The sequence below is a fragment of the Flaviflexus huanghaiensis genome, assembly GCF_014118685.1.
Taxonomy (GTDB): Bacteria; Actinomycetota; Actinomycetes; order Actinomycetales; family Actinomycetaceae; genus Flaviflexus; species Flaviflexus huanghaiensis.
This window is the reverse complement of sequence record NZ_JACFAK010000001.1, coordinates 22,275-37,409: the sequence shown is the minus strand read 5'-3', so window position 1 is coordinate 37,409 and position 15,135 is coordinate 22,275. Positions and strand designations below refer to the sequence as shown.

The window sequence follows — 15,135 nt, the reverse complement described above, 5'->3', positions numbered from 1 at the left end:
CATGAGCACACCCGCAGTCGCTTTTCTCCAGGCCTCCGGCAAGCCGTTCCGAATCTTCGAAACCGACGTTGACGGAGTCGATTTCTCCACGATCGACATCGGCGCATTCTTCGCAGAACAGATGGGAATTCCGGGTGAGCGGGTCTACAAGTCCCTCATGGCCTCAGCGCAAGGAACGCTCGTTATGGGACTTGTACCCGTCACCGGCAAGATCTCTCTCAAGGCCTTGGCGAACGCGGTCGGTAAGAAGAAGGCGACCATGGTCCCGCCAACGGAGGCTGAGGAGCTATCCGGTTCCGTTGTCGGCGGGATCTCCCCCTTTGGTCTCCTCACGCCCATGCCGATCGTCGTCGACCAGGGCGCCTTCGCTCACCCGACTATCGCCGTCTCCGGAGGTAATCGACAGCTCAAAGTCGAACTCACCCCCGCGGACCTCGTCGAGATGCTGGGCGCGACGATCGCCGCCATCGCTCTGGATTGAGACACGCCGCAGGTGCATGCGGGTCTCATCGCACGAGAACACGACTGTGGGCAGCCCACTTGAGCTGCCCACAGTCATCGCACTATTTCATCACAGCATGCAGGAAACGCAACCTTCGATCTCCGTGCCTTCAAGGGCCTGCTGGCGGATGCGCATGTAGTAGAGGGTCTTGATGCCCTTGCGCCATGCGTAGATATAGTTCCTATTGACGTCGCGGGTTGTCACCGTGTCCGGGTAGAACAGCGTGAGCGACAACCCCTGGTCGACGTGCTGGGTCGCGACAGCATAGGTGTCGATGATGGCCTCCGGGCCGATCTCGTATGCATCCTTGTAGTAGTCAAGGTTGTCGTTCGTCATGTAGGGGGCCGGGTAGTACACGCGCCCGATCTTCCCCTCCTTGCGGATCTCGATCTTCGACACGATTGGGTGGATCGACGAGGTCGAGTGGTTGATGTAGGAAATCGACCCGGTCGGCGGAACGGCCTGGAGGTTCTGGTTGTAGATACCGTGCTCCATGACAGACGCCGCGAGCTCGCGCCAGTCCTCCTGGGTTGGGATGTGGATATTCTTAAAGAGTTGTGTGACCCGCTCCGTCTGCGGCACCCACTCCTTCTCGATGTACTTCTCGAAGAACGTGCCAGACGCATAGTCGGAGTTCTCGAAGTTGTGGAACGCGCTACCCTTCTCGATGGCAAGCTTGTTGGACTCGGTTAGCGCGTGGAACAGCACCGTGTAGAAGTACATGTTCGTGAAGTCGAGCGCTTCTTCAGAACCGTAGTGAATACGCTCGCGTCCGAGGTAGCCATGCAGGTTCATCTGGCCAAGGCCAATCGCGTGAGACAGCCTGTTGCCGTTCTCGATCGACGGCACGGACCTGATGTCCGAGGTTTCCGAGACCGCCGTCAGGGCACGGATCGCGGTGCCGACGGTCTTGCCGAAATCTGGCGAGTCCATCGTCTTCGCAATGTTGAGCGAGCCGAGGTTGCAGGAGATGTCCTTGCCGATGTGGTCGTAGGACAGGTCCGCATTGTAGGTTGACGGCTCGGAGACCTGGAGAATCTCGGAGCACAGGTTCGACATTGAGATGCGGCCCGCGATCGGGTTCGCCTTGTTGACGGTGTCCTCGTACACAATGTACGGGTAGCCGGACTCGAACTGGATCTCCGCAATTGTCTGGAAGAACTGGCGCGCGTTGATCTTCGTTTTCTTGATCCGCTTGTCCGCCACCATCTCCTCGTACTTCTCGGTCACCGAGATGTCTGAGAAAGGGACGCCGTACACGCGCTCGACATCATAGGGCGAGAAGAGGTACATCGTCTCGTTCGACTTCGCCAGGTGGAACGTGATGTCGGGAATGACGACGCCGAGCGACAGGGTCTTGATCCTGATCTTCTCGTCCGCGTTCTCACGCTTCGTGTCAAGGAATCGCATGATATCCGGGTGGTGGGCGTTGAGATAGACGGCACCCGCGCCCTGGCGCGCACCGAGCTGGTTCGCGTAGGAGAACGAATCTTCGAGTAGCTTCATCACCGGGATGACGCCAGAGGACTGGTTTTCGATCTTCTTGATGGGAGCGCCTTGCTCACGCAGATTGGTGAGGTTGAGTGCGACCCCGCCACCGCGCTTAGACAGCTGCAACGAGGAGTTGATGGCTCGGGAGATCGACTCCATGTTGTCCTCAATGCGGAGCAGGAAGCAGGAGACGAGCTCGCCACGCTGCTTCTTACCGGCGTTGAGGAACGTCGGAGTGGCCGGCTGGAAGCGACCTGAGATGGTCTCGTCAATGATGTCGTAGACCTGATCCCTGTCACCACGAGCGAGCGCGAGGGCGACCATGGCGACGCGGTCCTCGAAGCGCTCGAGGTAGCGCTTTCCGTCGAATGTCTTCAGCGTGTAGGACGTGTAGTACTTGTAAGCGCCAAGGAACGTGGAAAACCGGTACTTTGCAGCATAGGCCCTCTTGAACGCCGACTTGATGAACTCAAAGTCGTACTGGTCGAGGACCTCTTGCTCGTAATAGCCCTCTTCGACCAGGTAGTCGAGCTTCTCCCTGAGCGAGTGGAAAAAGACCGTGTTCTGGTTGACGTGCTGAAGGAAATACTGACGGGCGGCCTCGCGGTCGGCGTCAAACTGGATCTTGCCGTCCGCGTCGTAGAGGTTGAGCTGTGCGTTGAGCGAGTGGTAGTCGACCCTGGGGTCGAGGGTTTCTAGCCCTGTGTCTGTGAGCGTTGTTCCCAAAACTCTTCCAATCCCTGCTTGACCTTGGCCACGTCATCCTGTGTGCCGAGGAGTTCGAATCTGTACATGTGGGGCACCTGGCACTTCGCTGAGACTATGTCGCCTGCAAGCCCGTATGCGCGCCCAAAGTTCGTGTTGCCCGCGGAGATGACGCCGCGGATGAGGCTACGATTGTGCTCGTTGTTGAGGAACTTGATGACCTGTTTCGGGACCGCGCCGCGGTTGTTCCCACCCCCGTAGGTCGGAACGATGAGGACATATTCCTCGTCAGCGATCAGATCGGGATCGTTGCGCCGCAACGGAATGCGTTCCGCCTCCATGCCGAGCTTTTCGACGAACCGAGCAGTGTTGTTCGTCGCCGACGAAAAGTAGACAACCTTTACCACGATGACATTCCTTCACGCCCCTGAGGGCGCCGTGCCGCGGTGCGGCTGCTTCAGGCGGTGATCGCCTCGGAGACTGATGCCGCGACGAGGGCCTTGATCTTGTCGGGGCGGAAGCCCGACCAGTGGTCACCGCCCGCCATGACGACCGGAGCCTGCTGATAACCGAGCGCCTTGACGGCCTCGAGGGCGTCCGCATCTTCCATCAGGTCGATCATCTCGTATGAGAGACCCGCTTTGTCGAGGGCCCGCTTCGTGGCGTTGCACTGCACACATGCCGGCTTCGTGTAAACGGTGATGCTCATCGAGCGCTCCTTCTTCCCAGGTATAAATGTGTCGCGATGATAAGGAATTGCATCCATGTCATCCTCGAACTTTGACACTACACCTTGTGGCTGAATTCGTCAGCACCACAACATGGTGTGTTGAGGGGATCCTTAACACCAAATTCTGTGGACGAGTGGTGGACGGACTGTGGATGGCTGTGCATGCCTGACCTGCACCCCGCCAGCACCCATTACGCCATCTGTGCAGGTGGCACGCAGTGTTCGCGAGCTACAGCGACATCATGCCGCGCGGTCCGGACAGAATGGGCGACGATTCCGTGTCGCACAGACGTCGTTCACCTGTGGACATATGACCTCGTCCCTGTCCACAACTGTGGACAGGCGAAGGCGCAGAATCATTCATTTCCGGCGTGTCGGCACTCCCGGCGTGTTCTGCCGCTCAGGTGGCTTACGCGACCTGGTCCCCCGCATTGATACGCAGCGACTCGGCCACGAAAGCGTTGCGATCGTCGAGACAAGGCCGCGGGCGGGGGCAATGTTACGACTATCCGTGACGCAGGTAGCGCCCTGAGTGGGGTGATGCGCTGTGCGGAGATATGGGGGCCTGTGGCGGTCGCTTTGGTGTGGTCGGCAGTGAAGTACCCGGCGTGGGTGTAGTCGGCAATGATCCAGTCGAAGGGAATGCCGCACCGGTCGCAGGGCAGGTTGTCGCGTGGGAAGTGGTTGTGGATATGTTGGCGTTTAAGGCGGCAAGCTCGCCGCGTCCGTTGCTTACCCTGTCAGACACCCGCGCCACCTCCGGACAAGCAGATAGCCCCGAGAAGTTCGGGGCTATCAAGGAGTGGAAAGGTGCGTGCTAGCTCTCGGGGGACCAGTCGAGAACGCGGCGACCATCAGAGTCTTTGAAGGACCCCGCCGCGATGAGAATGATGTCAACAATAACGCCGATACCGAGCCACCCTAGGGTGAAGAGCCAGAGGATTCCTGTCCCAATTTTACCGACGTAGAACCTGTGGGCTCCGAGCCCTCCGATAAAGAACGCGAGAAGGATTGCGACCAGCCTGGATTTGTCGGACCGTGCATAGGCTGGGTGCATGGGGGACATTGGCGCGACATACTGGAACTGTGGGTGTTGCTGGAACTGAGGATGTGGCATGCCTTGATAGTTGTTGTGCTGAGAATCGGGAGTTGTCATGGTTGCGTCTTTCTGTGGCCGCCCTTTGCTCTCGGCATTGAGAGTGCGCTTCGCCCACACTTTTAAGGTACACGACCCGGTTTGAGGTCGCCAAGACCGCAATGCTGCGTCACGTCGACGAGCTCACAAGCAGGCTGGTGACGTCGGATGCGACGCTTGACGATGTTCTCTGATTCGCCCAGAATATCCGCGGCCTGCTTGGGTGTGACAGAGGTGATGCGGGAGACAAGCCTCTACTCGGCGAGGGCTTCGAGCTCAGAATCGTCCCGGACGAGTTGGCAGGTGTCGAACCAGTATTGTGCGGTGATGGTTTCGGCGAGGTGACTGGCACCGCACGAGGGGCAGACGCGGTCGACCCTGAGCGGGCGTTCTTTCGTGATCTTTAGACGCCTACCAATGCCTAAGCCTCTTCCGACTTACGTACCCGCTCTCGGGCCGAGAATGATGAGTGCCACATCGGACACCGTTAGGTGCGCTCAGGCGATCTCTGTCCAGGTCACAGCCTCTCTACGTTGGCGATGTCGTGAGAAAACAACGGCGAACGAATGGGTGAGGGGGCGCACAGTTATGTAGGCTGTAGAAGGAGATTCCGACGAAGATCTATACACGCCTGCTCACGGTTGAGGAACACAGGCTACAGACAATAAGGAGAGTTCATGAGCGAGACTGCAAAGCTCATTCTCGACGGCAAGGAGTACGAACTCCCTGTCGTAACAGGCACTATGGGCGAGAAAGCTGTCGACATCAGCTCTCTTCGCGCCAACACGGGCTACATCACTCTTGACGACGGATACGGCAACACCGGCTCGTGCGAGTCAAAGGTCACCTTCATTGACGGAGAGAAAGGAATCCTTCGCTACCGCGGCTACCCGATCGAGCAACTCGCGAAGAATTCGAGCTTCATCGAAACCGCCTACCTCGTCATCTTCGGCAAGCTCTGCTCGCAGAAGGAGCGGGATGACTTCGCCGCGCTCCTCACCGAAAACGCACCACTCCACCAGTCGATGCTCAAGCACTTCGACGGGTATGGCTCAAACGGACAGCCGATGGCAATCCTGTCCGCCATGGTCAATTCGCTGACCGCATACGACCCGCAGGTCATGCAGCCCGAGGACGAGAACGACCTGTTCTACGCGGCCGCCTCTCTCATGTCGAAGGTGCGGACGATCGCTGCGGCGTCCTACAAGACGACGATTGGCGAACCGATCGTTTACCCACGCAAGGACCTCAAGTACGTGGAGAACTTCCTCCACATGATGTTCTCAAGCCCGTACCACGACTACGAACCCTCCCCCGAGGTCGTTCGCGCCCTCAACATGTTCTTCGTGCTCCACGCAGACCACGAGCAGAACTGCTCGACGTCGACCGTCCGCATGGTCGCGTCCTCGAAGGCCAACATGTTCGCCTCCGCCTCTGCTGGCATCTCCGCACTGTGGGGCCGCCTGCACGGCGGTGCCAACGTTGCGGTCATCGAAATGCTGCAGAAGATTCACGACGAGGGCCTCGACCCCGCGGTCTTCATGGACGAGGTCAAGGACAAGTCGACAGGCCGCAAGCTCATGGGCTTTGGTCACCGCGTCTACAAGAACTTCGACCCGCGCGCGACAATCCTCAAGGATGCCGCCTTCGACGTGCTCGAGCAGATGAACGTCGAGGACCCGCTCCTCGACGTCGCGCTCAAGCTCGAAGAGGTCGCGCTCAAGGACGACTACTTCGTCGAGCGCAAGCTCTATCCAAATGTCGACTTCTACTCGGGCATCATCCTCCGAGCGGTCGGCATTCCCCTTGATATGTTCACCGTCATGTTCGCCATCGGTCGCATGCCCGGCTGGATTGCGAACTGGAAGGAAGTCCATGAGGACCCGACGGGTCGGATCTACCGGCCTCGCCAGATCTACCAGGGCGATGTCGAGAACACGTGGGTGCCGCGCGATCAGCGCAACTGACCAACGTGGCTGGCGGGACCCCTCACGGGGTCCCGCTTCCTTTTGCGCGGAGAGCTCCCGCCTGCGTCACGGCGACTGCGGTTGCAACCCCGTCAGCACTCGACGACGTTGACGGCGAGCCCGCCCTCCGATGTCTCCTTGTATTTGGAATGCATGTCAGCCCCCGTCTGCCGCATCGTTTCAATGACCGCGTCAAATGACACCGTGTGCTGACCATCGCCCCATAGTGCGAGACGAGCGGCATTGATAGCTTTGACGGCGCCGATGGCATTGCGTTCGATGCAGGGGATCTGGACGAGCCCGCCGACGGGGTCGCAGGTGAGACCGAGATTGTGTTCCATGGCGATTTCGGCGGCGTTCTCCACCTGTTCGGGTGTGCCGCCTAAGGCTTCGGCCAGGCCTGCGGCCGCCATCGCGCTGGCCGATCCCACTTCGCCCTGACAGCCGACCTCGGCACCCGCGATTGACGCGTTCGTCTTAATGAGGGCGCCGATTGCGGTCGCTGCGAGGAAAAACCTGCGCGCCCCATCATCGTCCGAGTCCTCTACATGGAGTCGGTAGTACGTGTAAACGGCAGGGACAATTCCGGCAGCGCCATTCGTCGGAGCAGTCACGACTCGATGTCCGGCAGCGTTCTCTTCGTTGACCGCGAGCGCCCACAGGTTGACCCAGTCGATGCCGTACAGTGAGTCTTTTTTCGTGCTCTCGGTCAGCTCCCGGTAGAGGCTGGCTGCGCGGCGCCGAACGCCGAGCCCGCCAGGCAACACGCCTTCGGTGGAGATGCCGGCCTTGATGCAGTCGTTCATGGCGGCTTGGATCTCGGAAATGTAGTGAAGGACGTCGCTACGGTCCCGCGCGGCGACCTCATTAGCCCACACGATGTCTGAGATTGACATGCCCTTCGCGGCACAGAGGGCAAGGAGCTCGCCTGCCGTGGAGAACGGATACGGAGCCCGTGTTGCGTGGGCCGCCTGCGACTCGCTTGTCGCCATCCCGTGAACGTCGGGGCTTGCCGCCGGATCGTCGGAGAGGTCCTCCATGATGAAGCCGCCCCCGACCGAATAGTAGGTCCGCGAATACCGATCGTCGCCGCTGTGGGCGGTGATGGTCAGCGCATTGACGTGGTGGGGCAGGCGCACCCGCGGGGACAGCACAATGTCGGTGTCGAGATCGACGGAGAGTCTCCCGTAGCTGGCGAGTTGGATCGCGTTGTTCTGGCGTACCTCGTCCATGATCGTGTCGACGGCTTCGATGCCGACCGTGTCTGGCCGGTAGCCGGCAAGCCCGAGGAGGATGGCACGGTCAGTCCAGTGCCCGCGCCCGGTCGCGCCGAGCGAGCCGAAGAGTTCGATCGTGATTCGCGTGAGCTTGCGGCCTGGCCATTCGTGAGCGATAAGGGCAGCGAAGGCGTGCCCAGCCTTCATGGGGCCGACGGTGTGCGATGAGGAGGGGCCGATGCCGATGCGGAACATGTCGAAAACGGAGAGCGGTCGGTTGGCCCTGTCGGCTCTGAGTTGTCCGGAGACGATGGCCGCGGGTGAGGAGCGCATGAGTCCTGGTCCTTTCCGATGGGTAATCGGTTGCGGAGTGCGGGTACGACATGCCTGACGAGGAGTGGTGCCAGATCTGTCGGTTGGTCGCCGGCGAGATCGAGCCATCGGATTTCGGCTATCTCAGCGCGCGGCTCTAGTGTGACGCGTTCTTCATCCGTGAGCGGGTCTGCCACGAATATGGTGGATAATACCCTCCAACCGGGTTCGTTGGCTGCTTCTTCTTCATGTCGGCCGAGGAGTGCGAGCTGGTCTGGCGTGCGGATAAGACCGACTTCTTCCAAGCACTCTCGCGACGCAGCGGCCACCGCGGTCTCACCCGGCTCAAGTTTGCCACCGACGAGCATGAACTTCGTCGTGTTCTTCTTTCGCACGGTGAGGAGCCGGCCGCGATCCACGAAGCAGATCCCGGTGATGGTCAGGATCACGACAGGTGTTCGTCGATACGTTGAACCTTCGCGGTGAGCTGCCCCGTGTATCCGGGACGAATGTCGGCCTTCATGACGAGTGAGACGCGCGGGGCGTACCGAGAGACGACATCAACGGTTTCCTTTACGACCGCCATGACCTCGTCCCACTCTCCTTCAAGGGTTGTGAACATTGAGGTTGTTTCGTGGGGCAGGCCGGAGGCCCGCACAACAGCGACCGCGGCGGCGACAGCCTCTGAGACGGAACCAGTGTCGGTCTCAGAAGTCGAGGGAGCTATAGAGAAAGCAAGGAGCATGTGTTCACGCTAGTTCACCAAAGTGATCGAATCCAGACCAGGAAATATTGTCTGCACTCCTGCTGTCGCTGACCGCGCTACAGTAGGATCAGATTCTAGCCGTGGAGGACATATGTCGACAATGAATGTTGAATCGTTCAATCTGGATCATCGGGATGTCGATGCTCCTTACATCCGGGTTGCTGACGTGAAGACCCTTCCGAAGGGAGATGTGCTGACAAAGTACGACGTCCGCTTCTGCCAGCCGAACGTTGAGCACCTTGAAATGCCGACAATCCATTCCGTCGAGCACACCTTCGCGGAACTGTCGCGCAACCATTCCAACGACGTCATCGATTTCTCCCCCATGGGGTGCCAGACCGGCTTCTACCTGCTCATGGCGGGCGAACCGGACGAGGAGGCAATCCGCGAGCTTGTCGCGCAGACCCTCACCGATCTTCTCGGCGTGGATGAAGTTCCTGCCGCAAACGTCGTCCAGTGCGGGTGGGGAGCAAGCCACGATCTTGAGGGTGCCAAGAAGGCGGCCCGGGCGATGCTCGATCAGCGCGACTCCTGGTCACAGGTCATGAAAGCGTAGCCATGCGTACTGCCGCCGCAATCGTCCTCACCGCAATGCCGGAAGAGGCGGAGCCCTTCCTTGCCAAAGCGCGCGCGACGCGCCGCGTTGGCGAGCTCACTACACCGTCGACCTTCAGAGCGTGGTTCCTCGAACTGGCCTCACCACGGATCCTTCTCGTTCAGTCGGGAATTGGACAGACGGCGGCAGCGAGCGCCCTCACGTGGGCGCTTGGACAAGTCTCGACCCGCGACGTCTTCTTCTCCGGCACGGCCGGTGGTCTACACCCGTCTGTTGAGGTCGGCGACATCATCATCGGCTCTACCTATCGGTATGGCATGGCAGACGCGACTGCCTTCGACTATGAGTTCGGCCAAGTGCCGGGTCAGCCGCCAGAGTTCACGTGTTCGCCAAGAGTCCTCGACATCGTCGAACAGCTTGAGAACGACCGTGTGACAACCGGTCTCATGCTGTCCTCCGACAGCTTCGTCACAGCAAAGAACGTCGACGCTGTGCGTCAGGCATTCCCGACTGCCCTGTCGACCGACATGGAATCCGTGGCCGCCGCCCAGGTCTGCCACGCATTCGGCACGCAATTCGCCGCCGTACGCGCCGTCTCTGACCTGTGCGGCCCCGCCGCCGATCAAGACTTCCACATGGCCCTCGATGAGGCCGCCGTGCTCGCCGCGGAGACAACCCTCGAGATCATCTCGGTGTTGCGAGGTGGAGGGACGCCCGGCAGACGCCGCCGGCAGTTCGGTCTTGATGCCCTCTTCGCAGCACTGTTCGCTGTCGTCGCGATCGACAATGGTCTGGAACCAGTGGACGCGACGGACCTCAATCTCGACCTATCCGACCTGTCGCGCGATCTGCATGACGAGCAGGTGCGATCCTTCGCCGAACTTATCGCCGCTGGCAAGCAGTTCGTCGCTGACAACCCGTCTGCGCGAATCACGTCGCAGCGGTATGACACGCTCCGTGCAGAAATCCTCGAAGATCTTAACCTCGTTGGCGGCCGCGGACGCCAGACGTGGCCGCCCACGTCGCAGACCATCATGAAGCGTTTCGACGGCTACTGGAACAACGCGATGACCGCGATTGGTTTAACCGGGGGCAGCGGGAGACGCCGGGGCGGACTGCGTTACTCCGATGAGGACTACCGCGAGGCGATTCGTCTCTACCACGAGGCAATGAGTGCGGAGCGGCGCAATCCCTCGTATTCCGGTTACCAGCAGTGGTTGTCCTCCCAGGACAAGCCCTATCCGTCAGGCGCCTCGATCCGCCAGCACTTCGGCACGTGGGCTGACGCGATCCTCAGCCTCTACTCGGAGAATTAGCCGCGAAGAGCTCCTTGACCTCGTCCGCGTAAGGAAAACTGCCAGGCTCGTAGACACACATGGGCTCCTCAGCGAAGATATTGCCGGTCGAGTTGTAGGCGCGCGAGCGGGAGCCTCCGCACACGGTGTTGTACTCGCACGCCCCGCACTTGCCCTCGAGCAGGTCGGGTCGACGGATTCCGGTGAAGAGCTCCGAGTCGCGGTACAGGTCGACGATCGACGAGTCTCGGACATTTCCCGCTGGGACATCGAGGAAGCCAGATGGAGTCACTTGGCCGACGTGGTTGACGAAGACAAAGCCGTTGCCCGATGAGACATTGATGGGCGGGCGGCGCCGTCGTTCGCCGGCGAGAAGGCCACGGGCCTCCGCGTCCGCACGAAGGGTGGTGTACAGAGGTCCGAGATTCATAATGGCGACATGGTCCGCGCCCGCCTCGGCGAGAATATGCCGCTGGATGGAGACGCGGCGGAAATGATGGCCCTCTGTCGTCTTGACGGGGACAGTCTCTCCCATGTCGTAGAAGACGTTAAGCACGTCTTCGGTCTCCTCCGCGGTCAGGGCTCCAAGATCAACGCCGCGGCCCGTCGGGACGAGGAGGAATCCGGACCATGTGAGCACACCAAGATCGCGGACAGTCTGGGCGATAGCCGGCAGCTCCAACACGTTGTGCCGCGCAACGACAGTGTTGAGCTGAACCTTCATGCCCAATTCACGGGCAGCCTCCCATCCGGCAATCGTGTTGTCGTATGTGCCCGGAATGCGGCGGAAGCCATCGTGGCTGGCTCGTGTCGAACCATCCAGGGACAGCGAGATCACGTTGACCCCGACGTCCTGAAGCTTCTTGAGCGACGTCCGATCGAGCTTGTCGGTGCCAGAGGGGGAGACCGCAACATGGAGACCCATGTCGACGCCGCGTTTCGCGATCTCATAGAGGTCGTCCCTCTCGAAGCAGTCGCCTCCCGAGATGATGAAGATTGGCGCGGGCTTGCCGAAGGACAGCACCTCTTCCATCAATTTCGTCGCCTCATCGGTCGTCAGCTCAAAAATACTGCGTCCCGGAGCCGCTTCTGCTCGGCAGTGGCGGCACGCAAGCTGACAGGCACGCGTGGCCTCCCAGATGACGATCATCGGCTGCATCGCCGGATCGTGCCGACGTGCGCGGATCGGTCGCTGGGTGCGCGGAGCGCCGGCGTTGATAGTCATGCAGTACATGATGCCATCGCGGCCGTTCCTCCATGGGAGCCGAACGTCCCTAGGCAGACCACTCCTCCGCCAGGCTGACCAGCGCCTTCTCCCGCACGGCGGGGTCGAATGCGTAGCAGGTGACGATGACCTCGTCGAGTGCGAACGCCTCGACGAAGTGGCCGATCCGCTCCGCCACGTCGGCTGGGGTGCCGACGATGTGGGTCGGATCGACTCCCGGGTTCACTCGCGTCCCGACCCCGTCCCAGCTCGGCGGCTGCAGAGGTCCGGTCGACCCGAAGCGGAGCTGCGACTGGAGCTTCGTGTGGGTGCTGGCCTGGTACTGGGCCTCGCGATCCGTCTCCGCGACCATGACGTTGACTCCGGCCATGACGGTCGGTCGATCGACCTGGGCCGTCTCGGCATCCGCCTTGAACCGGTCCCGATAGATCTGGAGAGCTGCGGCGATGTGGGTGGGGGCGAAGTGCGAGGCGAACGAGAACGGCAGTCCGAGCTCAGCGGCGACCTGGGCTCCGCCCGTGGAGGAGCCGAGCATCCACAGCGGCACATGCGTGCCCTCGCCGGGGATCGCGCGAACCGCGCGGCGGATCTGGTGTGCCCGCGGCTCGATCCCCAGCGTGGAGGCCTGGGATCCCGGCACTCCGTGGTCGACGGTCGCATCGTCGGAGCCGCCGAAGAATCGCTTGAGCTTGAGCACGTCGGCGGCGAAATCGTTGAGGTCCGCTCCACCGCGGCGGAGCTCCGCCGCTGTCACCGGGTCGGTGCCGGGCGCCCTGCCGAGGCCGAGGTCGACGCGGTCTGGATAGAGGGTGGCGAGGGTGCCGTAGTATTCGGCGACCATGAGCGGGGAATGGTTCGGCAGCATGACGCCGCCCGAGCCGACTCTGATCGTCGAGGTGTGTTCGGCGGCCCGGCCGAGGAGCAGCGCGGTGGCCGAGGACATGAAGGTGGCCGACCCGTGGTGCTCCGCCATCCAGAACCTCTTATATCCGGCCTGTTCGGCGACCTGGGCGAGGCGGAGGGAGTCATCGAGTGCATCCCTGCGGCTCCGTCCTGTGGATGTCGGGGCCAGGTCGAGAATGCTGAGCGGTACGGTCATACCCTCACTCTTCCCGACCCGGCCCCGTCTCTTCAAGCGCTGCCGCTACAGGCGAACCTGCTCATCGCCGACTCCGAGCTGCCAGAGGATGAAGGCGCGCCGCAGCGCCTGGTCCTCCCACGCGTTGTAGCGGCCCGAGCGGCCGCCGTGCCCGGCCACCATCTCCGTCTTGAGGAGGAGCGGGCGGTCGGGGCCGTTCGTCGCGATCTCCTGCAGGCGGGAGATCCACTTGGCCGGCTCGACGTAGAAGACCCTCGTGTCGTTGAGTGAGGTGGTCGCGAGGATCGCCGGGTACTCCTTCGCCTCAAGGTTCTCATACGGGGAGTAGCTTTTGATGTACTCGTACACGTCCGGGTCATGGTACGGGTCGCCCCACTCCTCCCATTCGCCGACCGTGAGGGGCAGCGAGGGATCGAGGATCGACGTGAGGTTGTCGACGAAGGGCACCACTGCGGAGATGGCCCGGAAACGGTCTCCGCCCATATTCGCGGCGGCACCGACGAGCAGGCCGCCCGCGCTGCCGCCCTCAGCCGCCAGGCGGCTCCGGTCGACCCATCCGGTCTCGAAGAGACGATCGGCGGCGGCGATGAAGTCGGTGAACGTGTTCTTCTTGCTCAGCATCTTGCCCGTGTCGTACCAGGCTCTGCCCATCTCCCCACCTCCGCGGACATGTGCGTAGGCGAAGACGACACCCCGGTCGAGGAGGGAGACGACCGACGTGCTGAAGACGGGGTCGATCGAGATCTCGTATGAGCCGTAGCCATAGAGGAGGCCCGGATTTGTCCCGTCCGGCTCCACATCGGCACGGTAGGCGAGGGTCAGCGGGATCTGTGTCCCATCGTCCGCCGTCGCCCATTCCCTGCTCGTCCTGTACTGGCCCCGGTCGTACCCGGGGACATCGCGCTCTTTGAGAAGCACGGTCTCACCGGTCGTGACGGAGTAGCTGTAGACCGAGGGCGGCTGGATAAGGGAGGTAAGGGCGTAATCGATCGTCTCTGTCTCGTAGTCGGGGTTGTTCGCGAGATCGATCGTCGACAGTTCAGCGCTCGGCAGCACAAAAGGCTCACCCCACCTGTCATTCCGGGGAATGATCCTTAATTGCGGGAGCCCGTCCGACCTCATCGAGACGACTGCGAAGCGAGCAAACGCGCTAACGCCTTCGATTCGCTCACCCTCACTCGCGGCCAGGAGGGGCACCCACGACTCCGGTTCGGATGCTCCAAGCGGTGCCGTCGCCACCTCAAAGTCGACGCGCGACAGGTTGTGGACGATAAGGAGATGGTCCCCAGCTGGCTCAACCGTGTAGTCGAGTCCCGGCCGGCGCTCAGAGACGATGACCGGGTTCGCATCTGGCGTCGCCTCCATGACTCGCACCTCTGACGTGAGTCGGGACGAGGAGTGAAGGATGAGCCACCGACCATCGCGGGAGGTGTAGGGGTGGACGGAGTACTTCTCGTCCTCCTCTTCGAAGATGAGGCGGTCACCCTCCATCGACTCACCGATGCGGTGAGCCCATACCTGGTGACCCCGCCACGCGTCGTCGACCATGCCGTAAAACAGGTGCCGCGAGTCGGTCGACCACTCCATCCCGTACCCGGCGCCGACGATGGCCTCGTCGATGACCTCACCTGAGTCAATCTCCATGATGCGGATGGTGAATCGTTCGTCACCTTCAGCGTCAATGCCAAGTGCCAGTAGCCGACCATCGGGAGAAACCTCGAAGCCCGAGGTGATAAAGAAGTCATATCCCTCTGCGAGGACGTTCTGGTCGAAGAGGAGCTGCTCGCCGTCGGTCATGACGTCCGGGTCCGGGCGGCTGTCCGCCTTCACCCGATGATAGGAGGAATACGCCTGACCTTCGTAGGTCCGCGCAAAGTACCACCAGCCGCGGTTGTAAAACGGCACCGAAGAGTCAGTCTCTTTCGTCCTCGACTTAATCTCGTTGAAGATCGTCTTCTGCAGGTCCGCCGTCGGTGTCATGACCTGGTCGGTGTAGGCGTTTTGGGCATGGAGATAGTCGATCACCCCCGGATCGTCCTTGTCTCTCAACCACTCGTATGGATCTGTGACAGTGTCGCCGTGGAAGACACGGTTGACGGGCACGCGGCGGGGCGTAGGAGGCTTAGTCATGCCTT

General features: G+C 61.4%; 14 protein-coding genes. 4 read left to right on the top strand and 10 right to left on the bottom strand.

Annotated elements, in window-relative coordinates; translation table 11 throughout:
- Position 1 precedes the first annotated feature (1 nt).
- Positions 2 to 481 (top strand): aminoacyl-tRNA deacylase, encoded by a 480-nt coding sequence (locus H7E91_RS00165; RefSeq protein ID WP_182353051.1) that lies wholly within the window; start codon positions 2 to 4, stop codon positions 479 to 481.
- A 90-nt stretch (positions 482 to 571) separates the two neighbouring features.
- On the opposite strand, the gene nrdE is transcribed toward H7E91_RS00165, so the two are convergent.
- The 4 genes from nrdE to H7E91_RS00145 all read right to left on the bottom strand — a co-directional run bounded on the left by nrdE (position 572) and on the right by H7E91_RS00145 (position 4,584).
- Complete coding sequence (nrdE, locus tag H7E91_RS00160) at positions 572 to 2,719, bottom strand: class 1b ribonucleoside-diphosphate reductase subunit alpha (protein WP_182353050.1); 2,148 nt, start codon at positions 2,717 to 2,719, stop codon at positions 572 to 574.
- On the bottom strand, positions 2,689 to 3,105 hold the full coding sequence (gene nrdI, locus H7E91_RS00155) for a class Ib ribonucleoside-diphosphate reductase assembly flavoprotein NrdI (RefSeq protein ID WP_182353049.1): 417 nt from the start codon (positions 3,103 to 3,105) through the stop codon (positions 2,689 to 2,691). Before nrdI ends, nrdE begins: the two co-directional genes overlap by 31 nt.
- Positions 3,106 to 3,155: 50 nt before the next feature.
- On the bottom strand, positions 3,156 to 3,407 hold the full coding sequence (gene nrdH, locus H7E91_RS00150) for a glutaredoxin-like protein NrdH (RefSeq protein WP_182353048.1): 252 nt from the start codon (positions 3,405 to 3,407) through the stop codon (positions 3,156 to 3,158).
- A gap of 838 nt (positions 3,408 to 4,245) precedes the next feature.
- On the bottom strand, positions 4,246 to 4,584 hold the full coding sequence (locus H7E91_RS00145; protein ID WP_241698271.1) for a TM2 domain-containing protein: 339 nt from the start codon (positions 4,582 to 4,584) through the stop codon (positions 4,246 to 4,248).
- A gap of 656 nt (positions 4,585 to 5,240) precedes the next feature.
- Here H7E91_RS00145 and H7E91_RS00140 point away from each other — a divergent pair.
- The gene (locus tag H7E91_RS00140) at positions 5,241 to 6,530 is read left to right on the top strand and encodes a citrate synthase (protein ID WP_182353047.1); all 1,290 of its coding nucleotides are present in this window, start codon (positions 5,241 to 5,243) and stop codon (positions 6,528 to 6,530) included.
- Between the two features lie 92 nt (positions 6,531 to 6,622).
- On the opposite strand, the gene H7E91_RS00135 is transcribed toward H7E91_RS00140, so the two are convergent.
- The 3 genes from H7E91_RS00135 to H7E91_RS00125 are packed head-to-tail and all read right to left on the bottom strand — an operon-like array spanning position 6,623 to position 8,804.
- The gene (locus H7E91_RS00135) at positions 6,623 to 8,059 is read right to left on the bottom strand and encodes an L-serine ammonia-lyase (RefSeq protein WP_338401702.1); all 1,437 of its coding nucleotides are present in this window, start codon (positions 8,057 to 8,059) and stop codon (positions 6,623 to 6,625) included.
- Positions 7,951 to 8,478: an NUDIX hydrolase gene (locus H7E91_RS12045; RefSeq protein ID WP_338401701.1), complete on the bottom strand. Its 528-nt coding sequence runs from the start codon at positions 8,476 to 8,478 to the stop codon at positions 7,951 to 7,953. Before H7E91_RS12045 ends, H7E91_RS00135 begins: the two co-directional genes overlap by 109 nt.
- 26 nt (positions 8,479 to 8,504) lie before the next feature.
- Positions 8,505 to 8,804 carry a thiamine-binding protein gene (locus H7E91_RS00125; RefSeq protein WP_182353045.1) on the bottom strand — a complete coding sequence of 100 codons (300 nt, stop codon included), beginning with the start codon at positions 8,802 to 8,804 and terminating at the stop codon, positions 8,505 to 8,507.
- 121 nt (positions 8,805 to 8,925) lie between these two features.
- Between H7E91_RS00125 and H7E91_RS00120 the strand changes: the two genes are divergently transcribed.
- Entirely contained in the window at positions 8,926 to 9,381 is a 456-nt protein-coding gene (locus tag H7E91_RS00120; RefSeq protein ID WP_206680319.1) for an S-ribosylhomocysteine lyase, read from the top strand.
- A 2-nt stretch (positions 9,382 to 9,383) separates the two neighbouring features.
- Positions 9,384 to 10,697 carry a 5'-methylthioadenosine/S-adenosylhomocysteine nucleosidase gene (mtnN, locus tag H7E91_RS00115; RefSeq protein ID WP_182353043.1) on the top strand — a complete coding sequence of 438 codons (1,314 nt, stop codon included), beginning with the start codon at positions 9,384 to 9,386 and terminating at the stop codon, positions 10,695 to 10,697.
- Here mtnN and H7E91_RS00110 read toward each other — a convergent pair.
- Genes H7E91_RS00110 through H7E91_RS00100 form a run of 3 tightly spaced genes read right to left on the bottom strand, consistent with a single transcriptional unit; the run spans position 10,675 to position 15,130 of the window.
- A complete protein-coding gene (locus H7E91_RS00110) occupies positions 10,675 to 11,901 on the bottom strand; it encodes a TIGR04053 family radical SAM/SPASM domain-containing protein (RefSeq protein WP_182353042.1) in 1,227 nt (408 codons plus the stop codon). The genes mtnN and H7E91_RS00110 overlap by 23 nt on opposite strands.
- A gap of 49 nt (positions 11,902 to 11,950) precedes the next feature.
- On the bottom strand, positions 11,951 to 13,000 hold the full coding sequence (locus H7E91_RS00105) for an LLM class flavin-dependent oxidoreductase (protein ID WP_182353041.1): 1,050 nt from the start codon (positions 12,998 to 13,000) through the stop codon (positions 11,951 to 11,953).
- 45 nt (positions 13,001 to 13,045) lie between these two features.
- Entirely contained in the window at positions 13,046 to 15,130 is a 2,085-nt protein-coding gene (locus H7E91_RS00100) for a S9 family peptidase (protein WP_182353040.1), read from the bottom strand.
- Between the last annotated feature and the right edge of the window lie 5 nt (positions 15,131 to 15,135).

Coding starts and splice junctions, on each gene's coding strand:
- H7E91_RS00110 (WP_182353042.1), bottom strand. CDS start 11,901: ATGACTATCAACGCCGGCGCTCCGCGCACCCAGCGACCGATCCGCGCA.
- H7E91_RS00140 (WP_182353047.1), top strand. CDS start 5,241: ATGAGCGAGACTGCAAAGCTCATTCTCGACGGCAAGGAGTACGAACTC.
- H7E91_RS00165 (WP_182353051.1), top strand. CDS start 2: ATGAGCACACCCGCAGTCGCTTTTCTCCAGGCCTCCGGCAAGCCGTTC.
- H7E91_RS00145 (WP_241698271.1), bottom strand. CDS start 4,584: ATGACAACTCCCGATTCTCAGCACAACAACTATCAAGGCATGCCACAT.
- H7E91_RS00125 (WP_182353045.1), bottom strand. CDS start 8,804: ATGCTCCTTGCTTTCTCTATAGCTCCCTCGACTTCTGAGACCGACACT.
- mtnN (WP_182353043.1), top strand. CDS start 9,384: ATGCGTACTGCCGCCGCAATCGTCCTCACCGCAATGCCGGAAGAGGCG.
- H7E91_RS00120 (WP_206680319.1), top strand. CDS start 8,926: ATGAATGTTGAATCGTTCAATCTGGATCATCGGGATGTCGATGCTCCT.
- H7E91_RS00105 (WP_182353041.1), bottom strand. CDS start 13,000: ATGACCGTACCGCTCAGCATTCTCGACCTGGCCCCGACATCCACAGGA.
- H7E91_RS00100 (WP_182353040.1), bottom strand. CDS start 15,130: ATGACTAAGCCTCCTACGCCCCGCCGCGTGCCCGTCAACCGTGTCTTC.
- nrdH (WP_182353048.1), bottom strand. CDS start 3,407: ATGAGCATCACCGTTTACACGAAGCCGGCATGTGTGCAGTGCAACGCC.